Genomic DNA, 18,876 nt, shown 5'->3' with positions numbered 1-18,876 from the left:
TTGTCTAAGGGTGGGATATCGGGTAGAATTGAGCCGCGCCAGTCAAAAGGGTTGAAAAGGCCCCCGGCAACCGGCACAGAGGCACAAGACAGCTTGGAGGCTGCGTCAGACATGACTTCCCTTTTCGGTCGCACGCTTGCGGTTGTCGCGATCAGCTTCGCCACCACCACGGCCTTTGCACAGGAATCCACCAATCGCGTCGCCACGATGACGGACTGGAACGTTTTCACCGAGGAAAGCCCCAAGGAATGCTGGGGCGTCTCGAAGCCGAAGGAAATGGTGAACACCCGCGATGGCCAGCCCGTCTCGGTCCGGCGTGGCGACGTGTTGTTGTTTGTCACCTTCCGCCCCGGCAACCCTGGCGAGATCAGCTTTACCGGCGGCTATCCTTTTGCCAGCGGATCGACGGTCGATGTGACCATTGACGGCCAGCCCTACCAGCTGTTCACCGATGGTGAATGGGCCTGGCCTGGCAGCGCTGCCGATGATGCCGCCCTTCTGGCGGCGATGAAGCGCGGCACGACGGCGGTGATGACCGCGCGGTCCGGGCGTGGCACCCAGACGCAGGACACCTTCAGTCTGCGCGGGTTTACCGCCGCCATGGAAGACGCCGAAAAGCGCTGCCAGTAAACCTGCCGACATCCCGCCAAGGCGCCCCCGTTGCGGGGCGCTTTTGTTTTTCCGGGGAATCACCTATATGCCTCGCATCCCTCCAGATCGCCTGTCGCAAGGCCTGAACCGAAAGATCTGACCGATGTCTGCTCCGATCACGCAAGACGTGCTGACCCTGCCGCGCAAACTGCCGGAAACGGCCAGGACCAACATCGTCGGCCTGACGCGCGACCAGTTGCGCGCGGCGCTGATCGCGGCAGGAACGCCGGAAAAGCAGGCCAAGATGCGGCTCGGCCAGCTTTGGCAGTGGGTCTATCACTGGGGCGTGCGGGATTTCGCGCTGATGACCAACCTTGCCAAGGACTATCGCGCCCTTCTGGCCGATCACTTCACGATCGAGCAGCCCGAGGTGGTCACCCGGCAAATCTCTGAGGATGGCACCCGCAAATACCTGGTGCGGATCGCCGGCGGGCATGAGGTCGAGGTGGTCTATATCCCCGAAACTGACCGGGGGACGCTGTGCATTTCCAGCCAGGTCGGCTGCACGCTGACCTGTTCCTTCTGCCACACCGGCACGCAGAAACTGGTCCGCAACCTGACTGCGGGGGAAATCGTCGGTCAGGTGATGCTGGCCCGCGACGATCTGGGCGAATGGCCGGTGCAGGGGGCGCCGAAGGATGAAACCCGCCTGATCTCCAACATCGTTCTGATGGGGATGGGCGAGCCGCTTTACAATTTCGACAACGTCCGTGACGCGATGAAAGTGGTGATGGATAACGAAGGCATCGCCCTTGGGCGGCGCCGGATCACCCTTTCCACCAGTGGCGTGGTGCCGGAAATTGCCCGCACCGCGACCGAGATCGGCTGCCTGCTGGCAGTCAGCTTCCACGCCACCACCGACGAGGTGCGCGACCAGCTGGTTCCGATCAACAAGCGCTGGAACATCGCGACCTTGTTGGAGGCACTGAAGGCCTATCCGGGCTTGTCGAACAGTGAGCGGATCACCTTTGAATATGTCATGCTGGACGGCGTGAACGACACCAAGGAAGACGCTTACCGGCTGGTGGAACTGCTGCGCGGCATCCCGGCCAAGGTGAACCTGATCCCGTTCAACGAATGGCCCGGCGCGCCCTACAAGCGGTCTTCGGGCAACCGCATCCATGCCTTTGCCGACATCATCTACAAGGCTGGATACGCCAGCCCGATCCGCACCCCGCGCGGCGAAGATATCATGGCGGCTTGCGGGCAGTTGAAATCCGCGACGGAACGGGCGCGGAAGTCAAAGGCCCAGATCGCGGCAGAACTGGAGACCTGACCACTATCCCGTTTGCGCCGTCTCCGGGGTGTTCGGGATCGCTGGCTTCATGGCGGCGGCGGGCTCTGGCTGCGGGACGGCGGCTGCGGCCTTTCGGGCTGCCCGCCTGTCCAGCAGATGAAACAACAGCGGATTGAGCAAGATCGAGATCATCGCCCCTGCCACCACCAGATCACGCGCCTCGGTCGGGACGATGGCCAGCTTGACCCCCATCGTGATCATGATGAACGAAAACTCGCCAATCTGCGCCAGACTGGCCGCAATGGTGAGGCCCTTCTCATGGTCATGCCCGAATGCCTTGATGATCTGATAGGCCACCGCCGATTTCACCACGACGATGATCAGGACCGTCCCGATCAGCGCCAGCGGCGAGGTCCAGATGATCGCCGGGTTGAACAGCATCCCGACCGACACGAAGAACAGAACGGCAAAGGCATCGCGCAGAGGCAGGGTCTCGCGCATGGCCTGCGATGACAGGGTGGATGTCGACATGACCATCCCGGCGAAAAACGCCCCAAGCGCGAAGGACACGCCGAAGAAGTGCGTGGCGCCATAAGCAACCCCCAGCGCGATGGCGAGGACGGACAGCCGGAACAACTCACGCGATTTCGTGTGCGCCACGAAATGCAGCACCCAAGGGATCACCCTCCGCCCCACCACCAGCATCAGCGCAACGAAAGCCGCTGCCTTGACCAGCGTGACCAGCACCGTCGCCGCGATGGGACCAATGCCGATGCCGCTGCCAACCTCGGCCACGATCTCGGCCTCGTCGCCGACAGGCATGGCGATGCCGCCCAGCAGCCCCGCCAAGGGTGGCACCAGCACCAGCGCCAGCACCATCACCAGATCCTCGACAATCAGCCAGCCCACGGCAACGCGGCCCTTTTCGGTCTGCACCAGTTCGCGTTCCTGAAGTGCGCGCAACAGGACCACGGTCGAAGCAACCGACAATGCCAGCCCGAAGATCAGCCCGGCCCCAAGGCTCCATCCCATCAGCCAACCCATCGTGGTGCCGAAAGCGGTGGCTACCGCGATCTGACCCAACGCCCCCGGCACCGCGATTGCCTTCACCGCCATCAGATCACGCGGCGAAAAGTGCAGGCCCACCCCGAACATCAACAGGATCACCCCAAGTTCGGCCAGCTCGGTAGCAAGGCCCATGTCGGCCACATAGCCCGGGGTGAAGGGGCCTACCACCACGCCAGCCAGAAGGTATCCGGCGATCAAGGGCAGCTTCAGCCGCTGCGCCAGAAGGCCAAGCAGAAAGGCAAGGCCAAAGCCCATGACAAGGGTGGTGATCAGTGGCGTCTCATGGGGCAATCGATACGGTCCTTTCCGGCCTTCGCCCGACACGGGCAGCCAGCCAACGGGCAAGGCAGGGAACTTTGTCCGATGATGTGTTGATGTTACGGGGTCGCGGTGCCTTTTCCAACGCCTTGCCGACGCGACCCGCCGCATTTCCGGCATTTGCCGATAGCACAAGCGGTGCTACGCCTTTCGGATGCCCGACCTGATCCCCAACGCCCGCGCGCGTCGCCTGTTTCTGCATCGTCACGCCTTGGCCGAGCCCCCGACCGGCCCCGCCACCGGTCAGTCCTTGCATGACCTGATCGACCGGATCGGCTTTGTGCAGGTGGACAGCATCAACACCGTCGCCCGGGCGCATGACATGATCCTGTGGTCACGGCGGCAGTCGTTTCGCCCCGCGGCGCTGAAGCGGCTTCTGGAAAAGGACCGCATGCTTTGGGAACACTGGACGCATGACGCCTCAATCCTGCCAATTGGGCTGCACGGGGTCTGGCAGCACCGCTTTGACCGGGATGCCGACCGGCTGCGCGACAATTGGCGCAAATGGTTTCGCGCCGGGTATGAGGCGCAGTTTGACACCCTACTTGACCGCATCGCCAAGGATGGCCCTGTCGGCACCGCCGATGTCGGCGAGGGAGAGCTGCGGGGCAAGGGCGGCTGGTGGGACTGGCACCCGTCGAAAGCCGCGCTGGAATGGCTGTGGCGGACCGGGCAGCTTGCCGTCACCCGGCGCGACGGCTTTGCCAAGATCTATGACCTGACCGAACGGGTGATCCCCGCCGCCCATCGCGCGCCGATCCCGGCGGAAGACGTTGCCGACTGGGCCTGCCGGACAGCCCTTGACCGTCTTGGCTTTGGCAGCGCCAAGGACATCGCCGCCTATTGGAATGCCATCAAACCGCAAGCCGCAAGGGACTGGTGCCACACCGCCCTTGCCCAAGGCGAGATCATCGAGGTTGAGGTGGAAGGCGCCAACGGTCAGCCCCGCCGCGCCTTTGCCCGGCCCGAAACGCTGTCTGAGCCCCTGCCGGAACCTCCCGCCCGCCTGCGTATCCTGTCGCCCTTCGACCCCGCCCTGCGCGACCGCGACCGGGCAGAACACCTGTTTGGCTTTCGCTACCGGATCGAGGTTTTCGTGCCGGAACCAAAGCGCATCTTTGGTTATTATGTCTTTCCGGTTCTGGAAGGCGCCCGCCTGATTGGCCGGATCGACGTGAAGGCCTTCCGCGATGCGGGCGCGCTGCGGGTCAAGGGGTTCTGGCCCGAACCGGGGGTCCGGCTGACCAGACAGCGGCAAACCCGGCTGGAGGCGGAACTGGACCGGCTGGCCCGCTTTTCAGGCTGTGACAGGGTGGAATTCCTGCCCGGCTGGGAACAGGAGACCCGGCTTCAGCCCTGACCGAAAACCGATCTGCCTGCCGTTCGGGCCGCAAGGCCTCAGCAGGGGTCTTTCCAGTTGTCGATCACGGCAATCGCTTCTTCCGCCGTCTCGACAATGGTGAAAAGCTCCAGATCCTCGGGCGAAATGACCCCGGCTTCGGCCAGCATCGACCAGTTCACCACCTTCTCCCACCAGTCGCGGCCAAACAGCAGGAAGGGAACCCGCTTCATCCGCTGGGTCTGGATCAGTGTCAGGCTTTCAAAGAGCTCGTCCATTGTGCCAAAGCCGCCCGGAAAGACGCAGATCGCCTTGGCCCGCATCAGGAAATGCATCTTGCGGATGGCAAAGTAGTGGAAGTTGAACGACAGGTCCGGCGTGACATAGGTGTTCGGTGCCTGCTCATGCGGCAAGACGATGTTCAGCCCGATCGACTGGCCCCCGGCCTCATGCGCGCCGCGGTTGCCGGCCTCCATCACGCCGGGGCCGCCGCCGGTGACGACAACGTCTTCCCGGCCATAGGTCGCAAGGCTGCGCTCGGTGATCAGGCGGGCAAAGCGGCGGGCTTCCTCGTAATAATGCGACAGGTCGGCCAGCACTTGCGTCTTTGCTGTGTCACGCTGTTCCGGGGCCGGGATCCGCGCCCCGCCGAACATGACCACGGTGGATTCAATGCCGCGTTCATCCATGATCAGTTGCGGTTTCAGCAGTTCAAGCTGCAACCGCACCGGGCGCAGTTCCTCGCGCAGCATGAAATCGCGGTCGGTAAAGGCAATCCGGTAGGCGGGCGCCCGGGTCTGGGGCGTATCGGGGATACGCTTGGCCGCCGCGATATCCTCGATTGAATCGCGGAACGGGTGGCTGCGGAGTTCTTCTTTCATCAAGTCACTCGGATTGCATGGGTCTGCCCCAAGCCTTATAGGGTCGGGGCCGCCGTGACCAACCGAAAAGGGAAAACCCCATGTCCGCATCCGCCACCCATGCCGCCCTGGAAGCCGCCATCGAAGCAGCGTGGGAGGCCCGCGACGGCATCAGCCCCGCCACCAAGGGTGAGGTGCGCGATGCCATCGAAGCCACATTGACGGCGCTGGACAGTGGCAGCCTGCGGGTGGCTGAAAAGCGCGGCACGGACTGGCATGTCAACCAGTGGGCGAAGAAGGCGGTGCTTCTATCGTTCCGCCTGACCGACATGTATGAGATTTCCGGCAGCAACGGCGGGTCGAACTGGTGGGACAAGGTGCCGTCCAAGTGGCAGGGCTGGACAGCGGCTGACTGGAAGGCCGCAGGCTTTCGCGCCGTCCCCGGTTCCATCGTCCGCCGCTCGGCCTTCATCGGCAAGAACGTGGTCCTGATGCCGTCCTTCGTGAACATCGGCGCCTTCGTCGATGAAGGCTCGATGGTCGATGGCTGGGCCACCGTCGGTTCCTGCGCGCAGATCGGCAAGAACGTGCATCTGTCAGGTGGCGTCGGCATTGGCGGCGTCTTGGAGCCGATGCAGGCTGGCCCGACGATCATCGAGGATGATTGCTTCATCGGCGCGCGGTCTGAAGTGGTTGAAGGCTGCATCATCCGCGAAGGCTCGGTCCTTGGGATGGGGGTCTTCATCGGCAAATCGACCAAGATCGTCGACCGCGAGACGGGTGAGGTCATGTATGGCGAAGTGCCTGCCGGGTCGGTCGTCGTCGCCGGGTCGATGCCGTCCAAGGGCGGGATCAACCTTTACTGCGCGGTGATCGTGAAGAAGGTCGATGCGCAGACCCGGTCGAAGACCAGCATCAACGACCTTCTGCGGGACTGACATGGAAGAGACCCCGCCCACCACGGCGCCCGAAAAACCCAAGCGGACGCAAAAGGTCTATACCCTTGTGGTCGAGGTTGGCCGCAAGGCCGGCGACGGCCTGCCGGACAAGGCCACCGGTGCCGGGCTGGTGATCTATGCCAGTGGCGTTGATGAGGCCGAAGCGGTGCGCGAAACCGTGGCGATCCTGAAAGAGGCCGACCTTGCACCATTGGAGGTGACGGGCCACGGCACATTGGAGGACCGGCTGAAGGCCGGCGACGAGATCGACCCGGAAGAACAGGCGCTGATGATGCGCGCGCTGGCGGAAAATTCGGTCATCGTGGCCGAGATGACGCCGTTCTTCGACTGATCCGGCCACCACTTGCCGATCAGGCCATACGGCCCCCGTTTCGGGGCCACGCCGCCGGACCGATGGCCCGGCCAGCACATCCCCTTGCGGTTGCAGACCTTGGCCCAAGCGGCTAGGTCAAGGGGGACGTTTGCAGACCTGCCAGGACAATTGATGCCCACGATCCCGCTTGACCCCGCCGATCTGACCGCCCGGCTGATCCGCTGCCCCTCTGTCACCCCGGCCGAGGGTGGGGCAATCGCCCTTTTGGCCGAAGTACTGACCGAGGCCGGTTTCAACTGTATCCGGGTGGACAGGGATGGCATCGCCAATCTCTATGCACGGTGGGGCCAACAGGGCGCGAACCGGGCCTTCGGGTTCAATGGTCATACCGATGTGGTCCCGGTCGGGGATGTTGCCGCGTGGCAGCACGACCCTTTCGGTGCCGAAGTTGAAGATGGCGTGATGTTTGGCCGGGGCGCCTGCGACATGAAATCCGGCGTTGCGGCCTTTGTCGCGGCGGCGGTGGATTTCGTGCAGGACGCACCGCCAGATGGTGCGGTGATCATCACCATAACCGGTGATGAGGAAGGTGAGGGCAAGGACGGCACCGTGGCGATCCTTGACTGGATGGCCTTCAACGGTGAACGCATGACGCATTGTCTGGTTGGAGAGCCGACCTGCCCGAACGAGATGGGCGAGATGATGAAGATCGGCCGACGCGGGTCGATGACCGCCCATATCACCGCCACCGGGGTGCAGGGCCATTCGGCCTATCCGCACCGGGCAAAGAACCCGCTTTCGGCCATGGTAAAGCTGCTGGCCCGGCTGGACGCCGAGGCGCTGGACCGCGGAACCCCGCATTTCGACCCCTCCACCCTTGCGATCACCACGATCGACTGCGGCAACCCGGCGAACAACGTCATCCCGGCACGGGCGACGGCGACGGTCAACATCCGCTTCAACGACATGCATTCCGGGGCAACCCTGTCAGACTGGCTGCGTGGTGAGGCGGCGGCGGTGGCTGAGGCAACAGGGGTAGACATCGGGCTGAAGATCAGCATCTCGGGTGAAAGCTTCCTGACACCGCCGGGTGAGCTTTCAACGCTGGTGGCAAACGCTGTGCAGGCCGAAACCGGGCGAAAGCCGGTCGCCTCGACCTCGGGCGGCACGTCGGACGCACGTTTTGTGAAGGATCATTGTCCGGTGGTGGAATTCGGGCTGGTCGGCAAGACCATGCATCAGGTCGATGAACGGGTGGAGGTTGCGCATATCCACACGCTGAAGGCCATCTATGGCCGCATCCTGCGGGACTATTTCGCATGACCAGAATCGAAGTGACCCGCGACATCGCCGCCTGCCAAGGCCTGCGCCGGACCGTGTTCATCGACGAACAGGGCGTCAGCGAGGCGGATGAGGTGGACGGCTTGGACGAGACCGCCATTCATCTTGTGGCCCGTGACGGCGACCGCCCGGTTGGCACGGCGCGACTGCTGGTCAAAGGCACGACTGGCAAGATCGGCAGGGTCTGCGTGCTGGCAGAAAAGCGTGGCACCGGCCTTGGGGCCGCCCTGATCCGCGCTGCGCTGGACGAATTGTGCCGCCAGCCGGGGCTGACCAATGCCTATCTGGGGTCGCAATCCCACGCGACGGGGTTCTATGAAAAGCTGGGCTTCGCGATTGAAGGCGACGAGTTCATGGATGCCGGCATCCCCCACCGGCACATGCGCCGCGCCCTCTGACCAGCGGTCGCCAGATCGAGCGCGTTTCGCGCACGCCCTTGTCTCGCCTTTTGCGCGCAAGCGCGCAACCGGCTCGAACGAAGATGAGTATTTGGGAAAAGAGCAAATAGCTGTCGGGTAGTCATGCAGCGCCGGTCGTGCTACGTCGTAGCCCATGAAAACCCTGCCTTCCAAGGACCAGATCCGCCAATGGATCACCGATAACCCCGGCCTCTCGGCCAAGCGCGACATTGCCAAGGCTTTTGGCATCAAGGGCGATGGCCGCATCGAGCTGAAGCGGCTTCTGCGCGAGCTTGAGGGCGAGGGTGTGGTCGAAAAGACCATGCGCCGGTTCCGCGAGGCGGGAACGCTGCCGCCGGTGTCGATCTTGCAGGTTCTGCCGCCCGACAGTGGCGGTGATCTTTATGCCAAGCCCTTGGAAGAAGGGATCGAGGACGCGCCGCGTATCCTGATCATTCCCAAGAAGGGTGATCCGGCCCTTGGGGCGGGCGACCGTATTCTTGCCCGGCTGGCGAAGGTCGATCTGGACGATTACGTTTATGAGGCACGGCTGATCCGCAAGCTGGGATCGAACCCGGCCAAGGTGCTGGGCGTCTTTCGGGTGAACGCCGAAGGTGGGCGCATCCAGCCGATCGAGAAGGGTTCCGACAAGGAATGGCGCGTGTCGTCCGACATGACGATGGGGGCCAAGGAGGGTGAACTGGTCGAGGCCGAGGCTGTAGGCACCCGCCGGATGGGTCTGCCTCAGGCCCGCGTGCTGGCCCGGCTGGGTGACCCGTCCGGCCCGCGCGCCGCCAGCCTGATCGCCATCCACCAGCACGGCATCCCCGACCAGTTCCCCGACGCCGTGATCCTTGAAGCCGACCGGGCCGAACCCGTCGGCCTGAAGGGGCGTGAGGATCTGCGCGGGCTGCCCCTGCTGACCATCGACCCCATCGACGCGCGTGACCGCGATGACGCCGTGCTGGCCGAGCTCGACCCTGATCCCGGCAACCCCGGCGGCTTCATCCTTTGGGTCGCGATTGCCGATGTGGCGCATTACGTCACACCCGGTTCCGCGCTTGACCGCGAAGCGCGGCGGCGCGGCAACTCTACCTATTTCCCCGACCGTGTGGTGCCGATGCTGCCCGATATCCTTTCGGGCGATCTGTGCAGCTTGCATGAGGGCGTGGACCGGGCCTGTCTGGCCGTGCGGATGGTGATTGATGCCGAAGGCCACAAGCGCAGCCACCGGTTTGTGCGCGGGCTGATGCGCTCTGCCGCGTCCTTGCATTATGCGCAGGTGCAAGCCGCCATCGACGGCGCGCCCGATGACGTGACCGGACCGCTGCTGGAACCCGTCCTGCGCCCGCTATATGCCGCCTATGCCGCCCTGACCCGGGCGCGACAGGCGCGGCAACCGCTGGACCTTGACTTGCCCGAACGCCAGATCGTGCTGGATGACACCGGAAAAGTCGCGTCGGTCGCGTTCAAGGACCGGCTGGACGCCCACAAGCTGATCGAGGAATTCATGGTGCTGGCCAATGTGGCCGCTGCCGAGGAACTGATCCGCCTGAAGCGCCCGCTCTTGTTTCGGGTGCATGAGGAACCCTCGCCCCTGAAGCTGGACGCCTTGCGGGAAGTGGCCGAAGGCGCGGGGATGACCCTTGCCAAGGGACAGGTTCTGAAGACGCAACACCTGAACCGGCTCCTGTCACAGGCGGAGGGGACCGAGTTTGACGAATTGATCAACCTCTCCACCCTGCGGTCGATGACCCAAGCCTATTACCACCCCGAGAACTTCGGGCATTTCGGGCTGGCCTTGCGGAACTATGCGCATTTCACCTCGCCCATCCGGCGCTATTCCGACCTGATCGTCCACCGGGCGCTGATCGCCGGGCATGGCTGGGGGGCGGATGGTCTTTCCGCTTGGGATGTCGAGAACCTGGAAGAAACCGCCAAGCTGATTTCCGAGGCCGAGCGGCGCAGCATGGCCGCCGAGCGCGACACGACGGACCGCTATCTGGCGGCCTATCTGGCCGAGCGCGTGGGGGCCGAGTTTGCCGGACGGATTTCCGGTGTGCAGCGGTTCGGGTTGTTCGTCCGGCTGGATGAGACCGGAGCCGATGGTCTGATCCCGATCCGGGCCTTGGGCCGCGAGTTCTTTCACTATGACGAGGGCAGCCAGACCCTGACGGGCTCTGAAACCGGCCTGACGCTGGGGATCGGCCAGAAGGTCATGGTGCGGCTGGCCGAAGCGGTGCCGGTGACCGGCGGGCTGATCCTGGAGCTTTTGTCGGTGGAAGGTGCCACGTTGAAGCCTGCCGGGCGGAAATCGGGCAAGTATCAGCCACGCAAGCCCGCCCAGGCGGCCGCAAAACGGCGGGTGGTGCGGCGGCGGAAATGACGGGACCGGAGGGTTTCATACCCTCCGGACCTCCGGTGGAGTATTTGCGAAAAGAGCAAGCGCAAGTTTGAATTGATTTGTATTGGTCTTTCAGGATGGGCGGAGTTGGGCGAACGGGTGCTGGGCTTTCTTTGTTGTGTCGCGGCGGTTCTGATCAACGAGCCGGCCGCGGCTCAGACCATCCTGCCCGATGCGGCAGTCACGACGGAGGCCAAGATGGGAACGCAAGCGGGGCTTGAGGCTTGGGTTCAGGATTTCCGCCCGCGGGCGCTGGTGGCGGGTGTGCCTGCGGCGACCTTCGACGCTGCCCTTCGGGGGGTGGAATTCAACCCGAAGGTCGTGGAACGCGACCGCAACCAGAACGAATTCACCAAGACGATCTGGGATTACCTTGATACCGCCGTGTCAGAAGACCGGGTGGCGCTTGGCATCAAGGCCATGGCGCGCCACCGCGATCTTTTAAGCCGGATCGAAGCTGAATTCGGGGTGGAAGCTGAAATTCTCGCCGCTGTCTGGGGCCTTGAAAGCGCCTATGGCACCTTTCGCGGCGATCTGCCGGTGCTGGGGTCACTGGCGACACTGGCCTATGAGGGCAGGCGCGCGGCGTTCTTCGAGGCGGAACTGATTGCCGCGTTGAAGATCGTGGGGGGCGGTCATGTGGACCGTTTCACCGGCTCTTGGGCCGGGGCCAGCGGGCATACGCAATTCATGCCGTCATCATGGGAAAGCTTCGCTGTCGATTTCGATGGCGACGGCAGGCGCAATCTTTGGGGTGACGACCCGGCGGATGCGCTGGCCTCGACGGCCAACTACCTGCGGCACTGGGGCTGGCAGACCGGCATGCCCTGGGGGCTGGAGGTGCGCCTGCCGGATGGCTTTGACCATGACCAGACGACCGAACGGGTGGTGAAGCCCATCGCCGACTGGCAGGCGATGGGCATCCGCACCGCCACGGGAGGCAACCTGCCCGACCATGGCCCCGGCTCTATCCTGCTGCCCGGTGGCCACCGGGGCGCCGCCTTCCTGATCTTCCCGAATTTTCAGGTGATCGAACGCTACAACACCGCCGATGCCTATGTCATTGCCATCGGCCACCTTGCCGACCTGCTGAAAGGTGGCCCACCCATCGCTGCCACCTGGCCACGCGACTTGCGCGCGCTGACACTGGACGAACGCAAGGAACTGCAAGACCGTCTGGGCCGCGCAGGCTTTGACCCCGGGGGCGTCGACGGCCGGATGGGGCCAAAGACCATCGCCGCCGTCAAGGCGTTCCAGAAGGCGCGCGGACTGATCCCCGACGGCTACCCCAGCCTTGAGGTGCTGGTGCTGCTGCGCTGACCGCGGCCACCTTGCCCGCCCATCCAGCGCGGCCTTTGGTCTTCCTCTCTGTCCAAATATCCCCGCCGGAGGCATTGACCGAGCCGGTTGCGCGCCTTTGGCGCGCAGAAGGCGAGACAAGGATGCGCGCGGAACTCGCTCGATCAGACAGCCGCTTCAACCCGCGATGCCGCTGGCCGGGCGGGCGCTGGCGTGGCAATATGTTCTACCTTTGTTCCGAATCCCTGAGTCGCTGCCCGCATGTCTTTCGTCGAACTCTCTGCGCTGACGAATTTCACCTTCCTCACCGGGGCGTCGCACCCCGAGGAGATGATCGAACGCGCCGCCCGGATGGGGATGACCGCGCTGGCCGTGGCGGATGTGAACTCGGTCGCGGGGATCGTGCGGGCGCATACCCGCGCGCGGGAACTGGCGCGCGACGGTGGGCCGTGCATCCGGCTGATTCCGGCCACGCGCATCGTGCTGGAGGATGGCTTCGCCATCACCTGCCTGCCACGCGACCGGGCAGCCTGGGGGCGGCTGTGCCGTCTGCTCAGCCTTGGCCGCCTGCGCGCCGCCAAGGGCGATTGCAGGCTGACCCTGCCCGACCTTCTGGACTGGGGCGAAGGACTGGAGATGCTGGTCCTGCCCCCCGACCAGCGCCTGACACTGGCCGAAGCCCCGCCCGGCCCGATGATCGACATGATCCACTGGCAGGCCCATGCCCGCGCCCTTGCCCGCCGCTTTCCCGGGCAGGTCAGCCTTGCCATGGCCCCGCACTATGACGGGCAGGACCATGACCGCTTCCAGCGCCTTGCCCGTCTGGCCGCGCGGCTGGGCCTGCCCCCTGTCGCCACCGGCCTGCCCTTCCTGCACCACGGATCGCGCCGCCGCCTTGCCGATGTGCTGACCTCAATCCGGCTTGGCGTGCCGGTCGACAAGCTGGGCCGCAGGGCCTTGCCAAACAACGAAGGCCGCCTGCGGTCGGGGGCGGAAATGCTGCGGATCTTCGCAGGCTTCGAACCCGCCGTCGCCCGCGCCGGGGAAATCGCCACCCGCGCCGCCTTTTCGCTGGACGAGCTCAGCTATGACTACCCGTCCGAGAACGCCGATGGCGAAACGGCCAGCCAGCGCCTTGCCCGGCTGGCCGAGGCAGGGCTGAACTGGCGATATCCGGAAGGCCCACCTGAAAAGGTGCGCACCCAGATGGCGCATGAGCTTGGCCTGATCGCCAAGCTGCGCTACGAGCCCTATTTCCTGACCGTCCACGACATCGTGGCCTTTGCCCGGTCGCGCGGGATCCTGTGTCAGGGGCGCGGCTCGGCGGCGAATTCGGTGGTCTGCTACGCGCTGGGGGTGACCTCGGTTTCTCCCGAAATCGGCACCATGGTCTTTGAACGCTTCATCTCCGAGGCGCGCAACGAACCGCCCGACATCGACGTCGATTTCGAACACGAACGGCGCGAAGAGGTGATCCAGCACATCTACGAAAAATACGGCCGCCACCGCGCGGGGCTGTGCGCGACCGTGATCCACTACCGTGGCAAGCGTGCCGTGCGCGAGGTTGGCCGCGCGATGGGCCTGTCGGAAGACACGCTTGCCGCCATGTCCAGCCAGATCTGGGGCTGGGGCGGACCGGGCGCGGTGACGGATGCAAGGCTGGCCGAAATCGGGCTTGACCCGAAAGACCGCCGCCTGCGCCAGACCCTGCGGCTGATCGACGAGATTCAGGGCTTCCCCCGCCACCTGTCGCAACACGTCGGCGGCTTCATCATCACCGAAGGCCGGTTGGACGAACTTTGCCCCGTGGAAAACGCCACGATGGAAGACCGCACCGTCATCCCATGGGACAAGGATGACATCGACACGCTGAAGATCCTCAAGATCGACATTCTGGCGCTGGGGATGCTGTCGTGCATCCGCAAGGCCTTCAACCTTCTGGCCCAGCACCACCAGCAGCACTTCACGCTGGCCACCCTGCCGCCGGAAGACCCCGAGACCTACCGGATGCTCTGCCGGGCCGACAGTCTGGGAGTGTTTCAGGTGGAAAGCCGCGCCCAGATGAACTTCCTGCCCCGGATGCGCCCGCGCTGCTTTTATGACCTCGTGATTCAGGTCGCGATCATTCGCCCGGGACCGATTCAGGGGGACATGGTGCATCCGTTCCTGCGCCGCCGAAACGGGCAGGAGCAGGTCAGCTTCCCGTCTGACGCGCTGGGCAAGGTGCTGTCGAAAACCCTTGGCGTACCGCTGTTTCAGGAACAGGCGATGCAGATCGCCATCGTCGGCGCGGGGTTCACCCCCGAAGAGGCAGACCGGTTGCGCCGCTCGCTGGCCACCTTCAAGAAGCACGGGTCGGTCAGCGAATTTCATGACCGCTTCATCGGGGGCATGCTGGCGCGCGGCTATGATGTCGACTTTGCCAAGCGCTGCTTTGCCCAGATCGAAGGCTTCGGCAGCTACGGCTTTCCCGAAAGCCACGCCGCCAGTTTCGCACTCCTCGTCTACGCCAGCGCATGGATCAAGCGCCACCACCCCGGCATCTTCGCCTGCGCCCTGCTGAACGCGCAGCCCATGGGCTTTTACGCCCCGGCCCAGATCGTGCGGGATGCGCGCGAACATGGCGTCACCGTGCTGCCGCCCTGCATCCAGAACAGTGATTGGGACAACCGGATGGAATGGCACAGCCAAGGCGACGCCGACCCGAAAGCCCCGCCCGAACTGACGCTCCGCCTTGGCTTTCGCCAGATCAAGGGCATGGCCGAAGATGAGGCACGCTGGATCACCACCGCCCGCGGCAACGGGTATCACACGGTCGAAGACGTGTGGCGCCGCGCCGGGGTCGGCCCCGAAGTGCTGGCCCGCCTTGCCGAAGCAGACGCCTTCGCCGCCCTTGGCCTTTCCCGCCGCGACGCGCTCTGGGCTGCCGAGGGCCTTGCCCCTGGTCCCGCCCTGCCGCTGTTCGCAACCGACATGGAGGGCGAAGCGATCCGCGAGCCTGAAGTCATCTTCCGCGAAATGACGCTGGGCGAAGCGGTGGTCGAGGATTACCTCGCCCTGCGCCTCACGCTGCGCGCCCATCCGATGCACCTTCTCCGCCCCGTGCTGGATGCGGCCTGAACCCTCACCACAAGTACCGCGGAACCAAGCGGGCTTTGCCCGCGCAGGCGACCCGAAAGGATTGCCGCGGAACGCGGCGCCGCATCATCACGATAGCGCCACGGCCCGAACCCTTCTCTTGCGGTCACAGCGGAACCGCCCCAAAAGCGGCGGCATGGCCGTTTCAGGAAAAGCCCCAAAGATGACCCCGGCAACCCAGCCCCCGATCCGCGACCTTGTCCTTCTGGGGGGTGGCCATTCCCATGCTCTGGTCCTTCGCATGTGGGCGATGGACCCGTTGCCCGGCACCCGCGTCACGCTCATCAACCCCGATCCCGTGGCACCCTATACCGGCATGCTGCCCGGCCTGATCGCCGGACATTACCGGCGCGACGAGTTGATGATCGACCTTGTCCGCCTTGCCCGCTTTGCCGGCGCGCGGCTGATCCTTGACCGTGCCACCGGCATCGACCGCGAAGCGCGACTCATCCGGCTTTCCGGCCAGCCGCCCCTGCCCTATGATCTTGCTGCCATCGACATCGGCATCACCTCGGACCTGCCCGGCTTGCCCGGCGCAGCAGACCATGCCGTTGCCGCAAAGCCACTGGGGGCCTATGCCGCCGCCTGGGAGGCGTTTGTGGCCCGTCGGCTGGCCTATCCCCGCGTCACGATCCTTGGCGCAGGTCTTGGCGGGGTGGAGCTGGCGCTGGCGACCGCGCACCGGTTGCAGGCCCAGGGCAGCAAGGCGCAAGTCACATTGATTGACCGGGGGGACAGCCCCTTGCCCGCGCTTTCGGCAGCCGCCCGCCGCACTGTTCTGCGGCAGCTTGCCAGCCTTGGCGTCACGCTGCGCCCGGGCGCAGAGGTCACCGAAGTGGGCGCGGACAGCGTGACCCTTTCCACGGGCGAGGCAATCGGTTCCGACTTCACCCTGACTGCCACCGGTGCGCGCCCGCAGCCTTGGCTGGCCGATACGGGGCTTGTGCTGGATCAGGGCTTTCTGACCACAGATGCCACGTTGCGCAGTTCTGACCCCCGGATCTTCGCCAGCGGCGACTGTGCCACCATCACCGGCGATCCGCGCCCAAAGGCCGGGGTCTTCGCCGTCCGCGCCGCACCGGTGCTTTTGCACAACCTGCGCGCCACCCTTGCAGGCCAGCCGCTGCGCGCCTTCCGCCCGCAAACCGACTATCTGAAGCTGATCTCGCTGGGCGGGAAATCTGCCACGGCCGAGAAATGGCGGCTGTCCTTCACCGGCCCGCGCCTGTGGCGGCTGAAGGACCGGATCGACCGCGCCTTCATGGACCGTTTCACCGACTATCCCGCAATGCCCACACCAAACCTGCCGACCCCCGTCACCGAGGGCCTTGCCGCCTTCGTTGACCAGCGCCCGCTTTGCGGTGGATGTGGTGCGAAACTTGGGCCGGGGGTGCTGGCCACCGCGCTTGCGACCTTGCCCGTACCGATGCGGGTCGAGGTCCGCTCTGGCCCCGGTGACGATGCCGCGATCCTGTCCACCCCCGACGGCGTGCAGGTGCTGACGACCGACCACCTGCGCACCTTTACCCATGATCCGCGCCTGATGGCCCGCATTGCAGCCCTGCACGCACTTGGCGATGTCTGGGCGATGGGGGCTGCCCCACAGGTGGCGCTGGCGCAGGTCACGCTGCCCCGGCTTGGACCCGACCTTCAGGCCCGGATGCTGGCCGAGATCATGCAAACCGCTGCCGCCACCTTCCGCGCGGCGGGGGCGGATATCGTCGGTGGCCATTCCACCGAAGGGGCCGAACTGACGATTGGCTTTACCGTCACCGGAACCGCCGCGCGTCCGATTGCGAAGGGCGGCGCAAGGCCGGGGGACGCGCTGATCCTGACCAAACGCATCGGGTCCGGCACCATTCTTGCCGCTGAAATGGCCATGGCCCGACTTCCGTCCTTGATGCTGGGCGAGGTCTGGACCGAATGCATCGCGCAGATGACCCGCGCCCAAGGCAGCGCCGCTGCAATCCTTGCCGCCGAGGCCCATGCCATGACCGATGTCACCGGGTTCGGCCTTGCCGGACACCTGCTGGAAATGCTGGACGCCTCGGCCACCGCAGCCACGATCCGGCTGGACGATATTCCCCTGATGCGGGGCGCGCTGGATCTGGCCAAGGCGGGCCACGGATCGTCCTTGCACCCGGCGAACCTTGCGGCAATCAGTTGGCGGATGACCGCGCCGCAAGACCCGCGCTGTCTGCTGCTTGCCGATCCGCAGACGGCAGGCGGTTTGCTTGCCGCGGTGCCAGCCGACAAGGCCACGCACCTTTTGACGCAGCTTCAGGCTGCGGGCCACGATGCCGCCATCATCGGTACGGTCACAACGGGCGCACCGCATCTGACCGTCACGACCTGACCGCCCAGCTCTGACGACAGGTCCGCTGTTTCTGCTCAGGAATCGTCCCGGAATTTCCGTAATATTCCGGCTATAATCCAGCCAGCCCGCGCACCGCTTCGGCCACGCGCGCCGCGATCCCCGGCAGCGCGTCGGGTGCCAGATCGTCGGCCTGCACCTCGGCGACCTTCACCGCCATCCGCGCCCGGTGCTTGCCATAGCGCGGGTCGTAATGCCGTTCCATCAGGCTGTCGGCCAGCGCAACAAACGCCCCCGCCCCGGCCAGCGCCTGCCATTCGGCAATCACCTCGGCCGGGTGCATGGGGCGCAACATGTCCACAGTGGCAACCAACCGCCCGGCATCCGCCGTCAGATCGCCATAGGCACGCGCCAGATACTCGGCCCGCGCGGCGCGGGGGGCGGCAATCGCCACCCGGGGGGCTGCGATCATCGCCTTCCAGATTTCCGGCGGCAACCGCCGCTCACCGATCTTGGAGCTTTCCGCTTCCACCACCACCGGACGTGATGGGTCGAGCCCAGCCAGAGCCTGCGCCAGCGCACCCTCGAACGCCTTTTGCGACGGCTGCGCACCCACCGACCCGAACAGTGACCCGCGATGTCGCGCCAGACCTTCAAGATCGATCACCTGCACACCAAAGCCCGGCAGCAGGTTCAGGATCTCGGTCTTGGCAGACCCGGTATTGCCATCCAGCACCACGACAGGTGCCTTGACCGGCGTGTTGTAGACCGCCTCCACGACCAACCCGCGCCAAGCCTTGTAACCGCCCACCAGCGTTTCCACGCGCCAGCCGATCTGGCCAAGGATCGTCGCGAACGAGCCCGACCGTTGCCCACCCCGCCAGCAATAGACCAAGGGACGCCAGCCCCCCGGCCGGTCTGCCAGCACGCCTTCCAGATGCGCCGCCGCATTGCGCGACACCAGCGCAGCACCCAGCTTGCGGGCCGTGAAGGGGGACACCTGTTTGTAGATCGTCCCGACCCGCGCACGTTCTTCGTCATTCAGGACCGGCAGGGAAATCGCCCCCGGCAAATGGTCCTCGGCATATTCCGCAGGGGCGCGCACGTCGATGATGTCATCGAAGCCATGCGCCGCAAGGTCGGCCAGTGAGGTAAGGGTGATCGCCATCACGAAGCTATTACCAACCCCGGCGGAAAGGTGCCACCCCGGACAAGGGGCCGGAATTCCCCCCTCGCC

At 65.1% G+C, this 18,876-nt stretch carries 14 protein-coding genes; 11 read left to right on the top strand and 3 right to left on the bottom strand.

Features of this window, described 5'->3' with window-relative positions; all coding sequences use genetic code 11:
* Nucleotides 1–111: 111 nt before the first annotated feature.
* Complete coding sequence (locus tag QUV21_RS15500; RefSeq protein ID WP_300856158.1) at nt 112–630, top strand: invasion associated locus B family protein; 519 nt, start codon at nt 112–114, stop codon at nt 628–630.
* Nucleotides 631–754: 124 nt separating this feature from the next.
* The gene (rlmN, locus tag QUV21_RS15495) at nt 755–1,927 is read left to right on the top strand and encodes a 23S rRNA (adenine(2503)-C(2))-methyltransferase RlmN (RefSeq protein WP_300856157.1); all 1,173 of its coding nucleotides are present in this window, start codon (nt 755–757) and stop codon (nt 1,925–1,927) included.
* 3 nt (nt 1,928–1,930) lie between these two features.
* Here rlmN and QUV21_RS15490 read toward each other — a convergent pair whose 3' ends face one another.
* A complete protein-coding gene (locus tag QUV21_RS15490; protein ID WP_300856156.1) occupies nt 1,931–3,247 on the bottom strand; it encodes a cation:proton antiporter in 1,317 nt (438 codons plus the stop codon).
* Between the two features lie 181 nt (nt 3,248–3,428).
* On the opposite strand from QUV21_RS15490, the gene QUV21_RS15485 reads away from it, so the two are divergent.
* A complete protein-coding gene (locus QUV21_RS15485; protein WP_300856155.1) occupies nt 3,429–4,634 on the top strand; it encodes a crosslink repair DNA glycosylase YcaQ family protein in 1,206 nt (401 codons plus the stop codon).
* Nucleotides 4,635–4,672: 38 nt separating this feature from the next.
* Here QUV21_RS15485 and QUV21_RS15480 read toward each other — a convergent pair whose 3' ends face one another.
* The gene (locus QUV21_RS15480; protein WP_300856154.1) at nt 4,673–5,494 is read right to left on the bottom strand and encodes a TIGR00730 family Rossman fold protein; all 822 of its coding nucleotides are present in this window, start codon (nt 5,492–5,494) and stop codon (nt 4,673–4,675) included.
* An 80-nt stretch (nt 5,495–5,574) separates the two neighbouring features.
* On the opposite strand from QUV21_RS15480, the gene dapD reads away from it, so the two are divergent.
* The 8 genes from dapD to selD all read left to right on the top strand — a co-directional run bounded on the left by dapD (nt 5,575) and on the right by selD (nt 17,681).
* Entirely contained in the window at nt 5,575–6,411 is an 837-nt protein-coding gene (gene dapD, locus QUV21_RS15475; RefSeq protein WP_300856153.1) for a 2,3,4,5-tetrahydropyridine-2,6-dicarboxylate N-succinyltransferase, read from the top strand.
* A 1-nt stretch (nt 6,412) separates the two neighbouring features.
* The gene (locus QUV21_RS15470) at nt 6,413–6,763 is read left to right on the top strand and encodes a hypothetical protein (RefSeq protein WP_300856152.1); all 351 of its coding nucleotides are present in this window, start codon (nt 6,413–6,415) and stop codon (nt 6,761–6,763) included.
* Between the two features lie 162 nt (nt 6,764–6,925).
* The gene (gene dapE, locus QUV21_RS15465; protein WP_300856390.1) at nt 6,926–8,068 is read left to right on the top strand and encodes a succinyl-diaminopimelate desuccinylase; all 1,143 of its coding nucleotides are present in this window, start codon (nt 6,926–6,928) and stop codon (nt 8,066–8,068) included.
* Complete coding sequence (locus tag QUV21_RS15460) at nt 8,065–8,484, top strand: GNAT family N-acetyltransferase (RefSeq protein WP_300856151.1); 420 nt, start codon at nt 8,065–8,067, stop codon at nt 8,482–8,484. The genes dapE and QUV21_RS15460 overlap by 4 nt, the downstream gene beginning before the upstream one ends.
* Nucleotides 8,485–8,638: 154 nt before the next feature.
* Complete coding sequence (gene rnr / locus QUV21_RS15455) at nt 8,639–10,870, top strand: ribonuclease R (protein ID WP_300856150.1); 2,232 nt, start codon at nt 8,639–8,641, stop codon at nt 10,868–10,870.
* Nucleotides 10,871–10,975: 105 nt separating this feature from the next.
* Entirely contained in the window at nt 10,976–12,208 is a 1,233-nt protein-coding gene (locus QUV21_RS15450; RefSeq protein WP_300856149.1) for a lytic murein transglycosylase, read from the top strand.
* 240 nt (nt 12,209–12,448) lie between these two features.
* Complete coding sequence (locus tag QUV21_RS15445) at nt 12,449–15,307, top strand: error-prone DNA polymerase (protein WP_300856148.1); 2,859 nt, start codon at nt 12,449–12,451, stop codon at nt 15,305–15,307.
* 181 nt (nt 15,308–15,488) lie between these two features.
* Nucleotides 15,489–17,681: a selenide, water dikinase SelD gene (selD, locus tag QUV21_RS15440; RefSeq protein WP_300856147.1), complete on the top strand. Its 2,193-nt coding sequence runs from the start codon at nt 15,489–15,491 to the stop codon at nt 17,679–17,681.
* Between the two features lie 70 nt (nt 17,682–17,751).
* On the opposite strand, the gene mnmH is transcribed toward selD, so the two are convergent.
* On the bottom strand, nt 17,752–18,807 hold the full coding sequence (mnmH, locus tag QUV21_RS15435; RefSeq protein WP_300856146.1) for a tRNA 2-selenouridine(34) synthase MnmH: 1,056 nt from the start codon (nt 18,805–18,807) through the stop codon (nt 17,752–17,754).
* Nucleotides 18,808–18,876: the final 69 nt, after the last annotated feature.

The sequence above is a fragment of the Tabrizicola sp. genome (assembly GCF_030373185.1).
Lineage (GTDB): Bacteria > Pseudomonadota > Alphaproteobacteria > Rhodobacterales > Rhodobacteraceae > Tabrizicola.
This window is presented reverse-complemented; position numbering and strand designations above follow the sequence as displayed.

Bases quoted from the DNA above. Each gene is read 5' to 3' on its own strand.
- QUV21_RS15500 (WP_300856158.1), top strand. From the start codon at position 112: ATGACTTCCCTTTTCGGTCGCACGCTTGCGGTTGTCGCGATCAGCTTC.
- rlmN (WP_300856157.1), top strand. From the start codon at position 755: ATGTCTGCTCCGATCACGCAAGACGTGCTGACCCTGCCGCGCAAACTG.
- QUV21_RS15485 (WP_300856155.1), top strand. From the start codon at position 3,429: ATGCCCGACCTGATCCCCAACGCCCGCGCGCGTCGCCTGTTTCTGCAT.
- QUV21_RS15480 (WP_300856154.1), bottom strand. From the start codon at position 5,494: ATGAAAGAAGAACTCCGCAGCCACCCGTTCCGCGATTCAATCGAGGAT.
- dapD (WP_300856153.1), top strand. From the start codon at position 5,575: ATGTCCGCATCCGCCACCCATGCCGCCCTGGAAGCCGCCATCGAAGCA.
- QUV21_RS15470 (WP_300856152.1), top strand. From the start codon at position 6,413: ATGGAAGAGACCCCGCCCACCACGGCGCCCGAAAAACCCAAGCGGACG.
- QUV21_RS15460 (WP_300856151.1), top strand. From the start codon at position 8,065: ATGACCAGAATCGAAGTGACCCGCGACATCGCCGCCTGCCAAGGCCTG.
- rnr (WP_300856150.1), top strand. From the start codon at position 8,639: ATGAAAACCCTGCCTTCCAAGGACCAGATCCGCCAATGGATCACCGAT.
- QUV21_RS15445 (WP_300856148.1), top strand. From the start codon at position 12,449: ATGTCTTTCGTCGAACTCTCTGCGCTGACGAATTTCACCTTCCTCACC.
- selD (WP_300856147.1), top strand. From the start codon at position 15,489: ATGACCCCGGCAACCCAGCCCCCGATCCGCGACCTTGTCCTTCTGGGG.
- mnmH (WP_300856146.1), bottom strand. From the start codon at position 18,807: ATGGCGATCACCCTTACCTCACTGGCCGACCTTGCGGCGCATGGCTTC.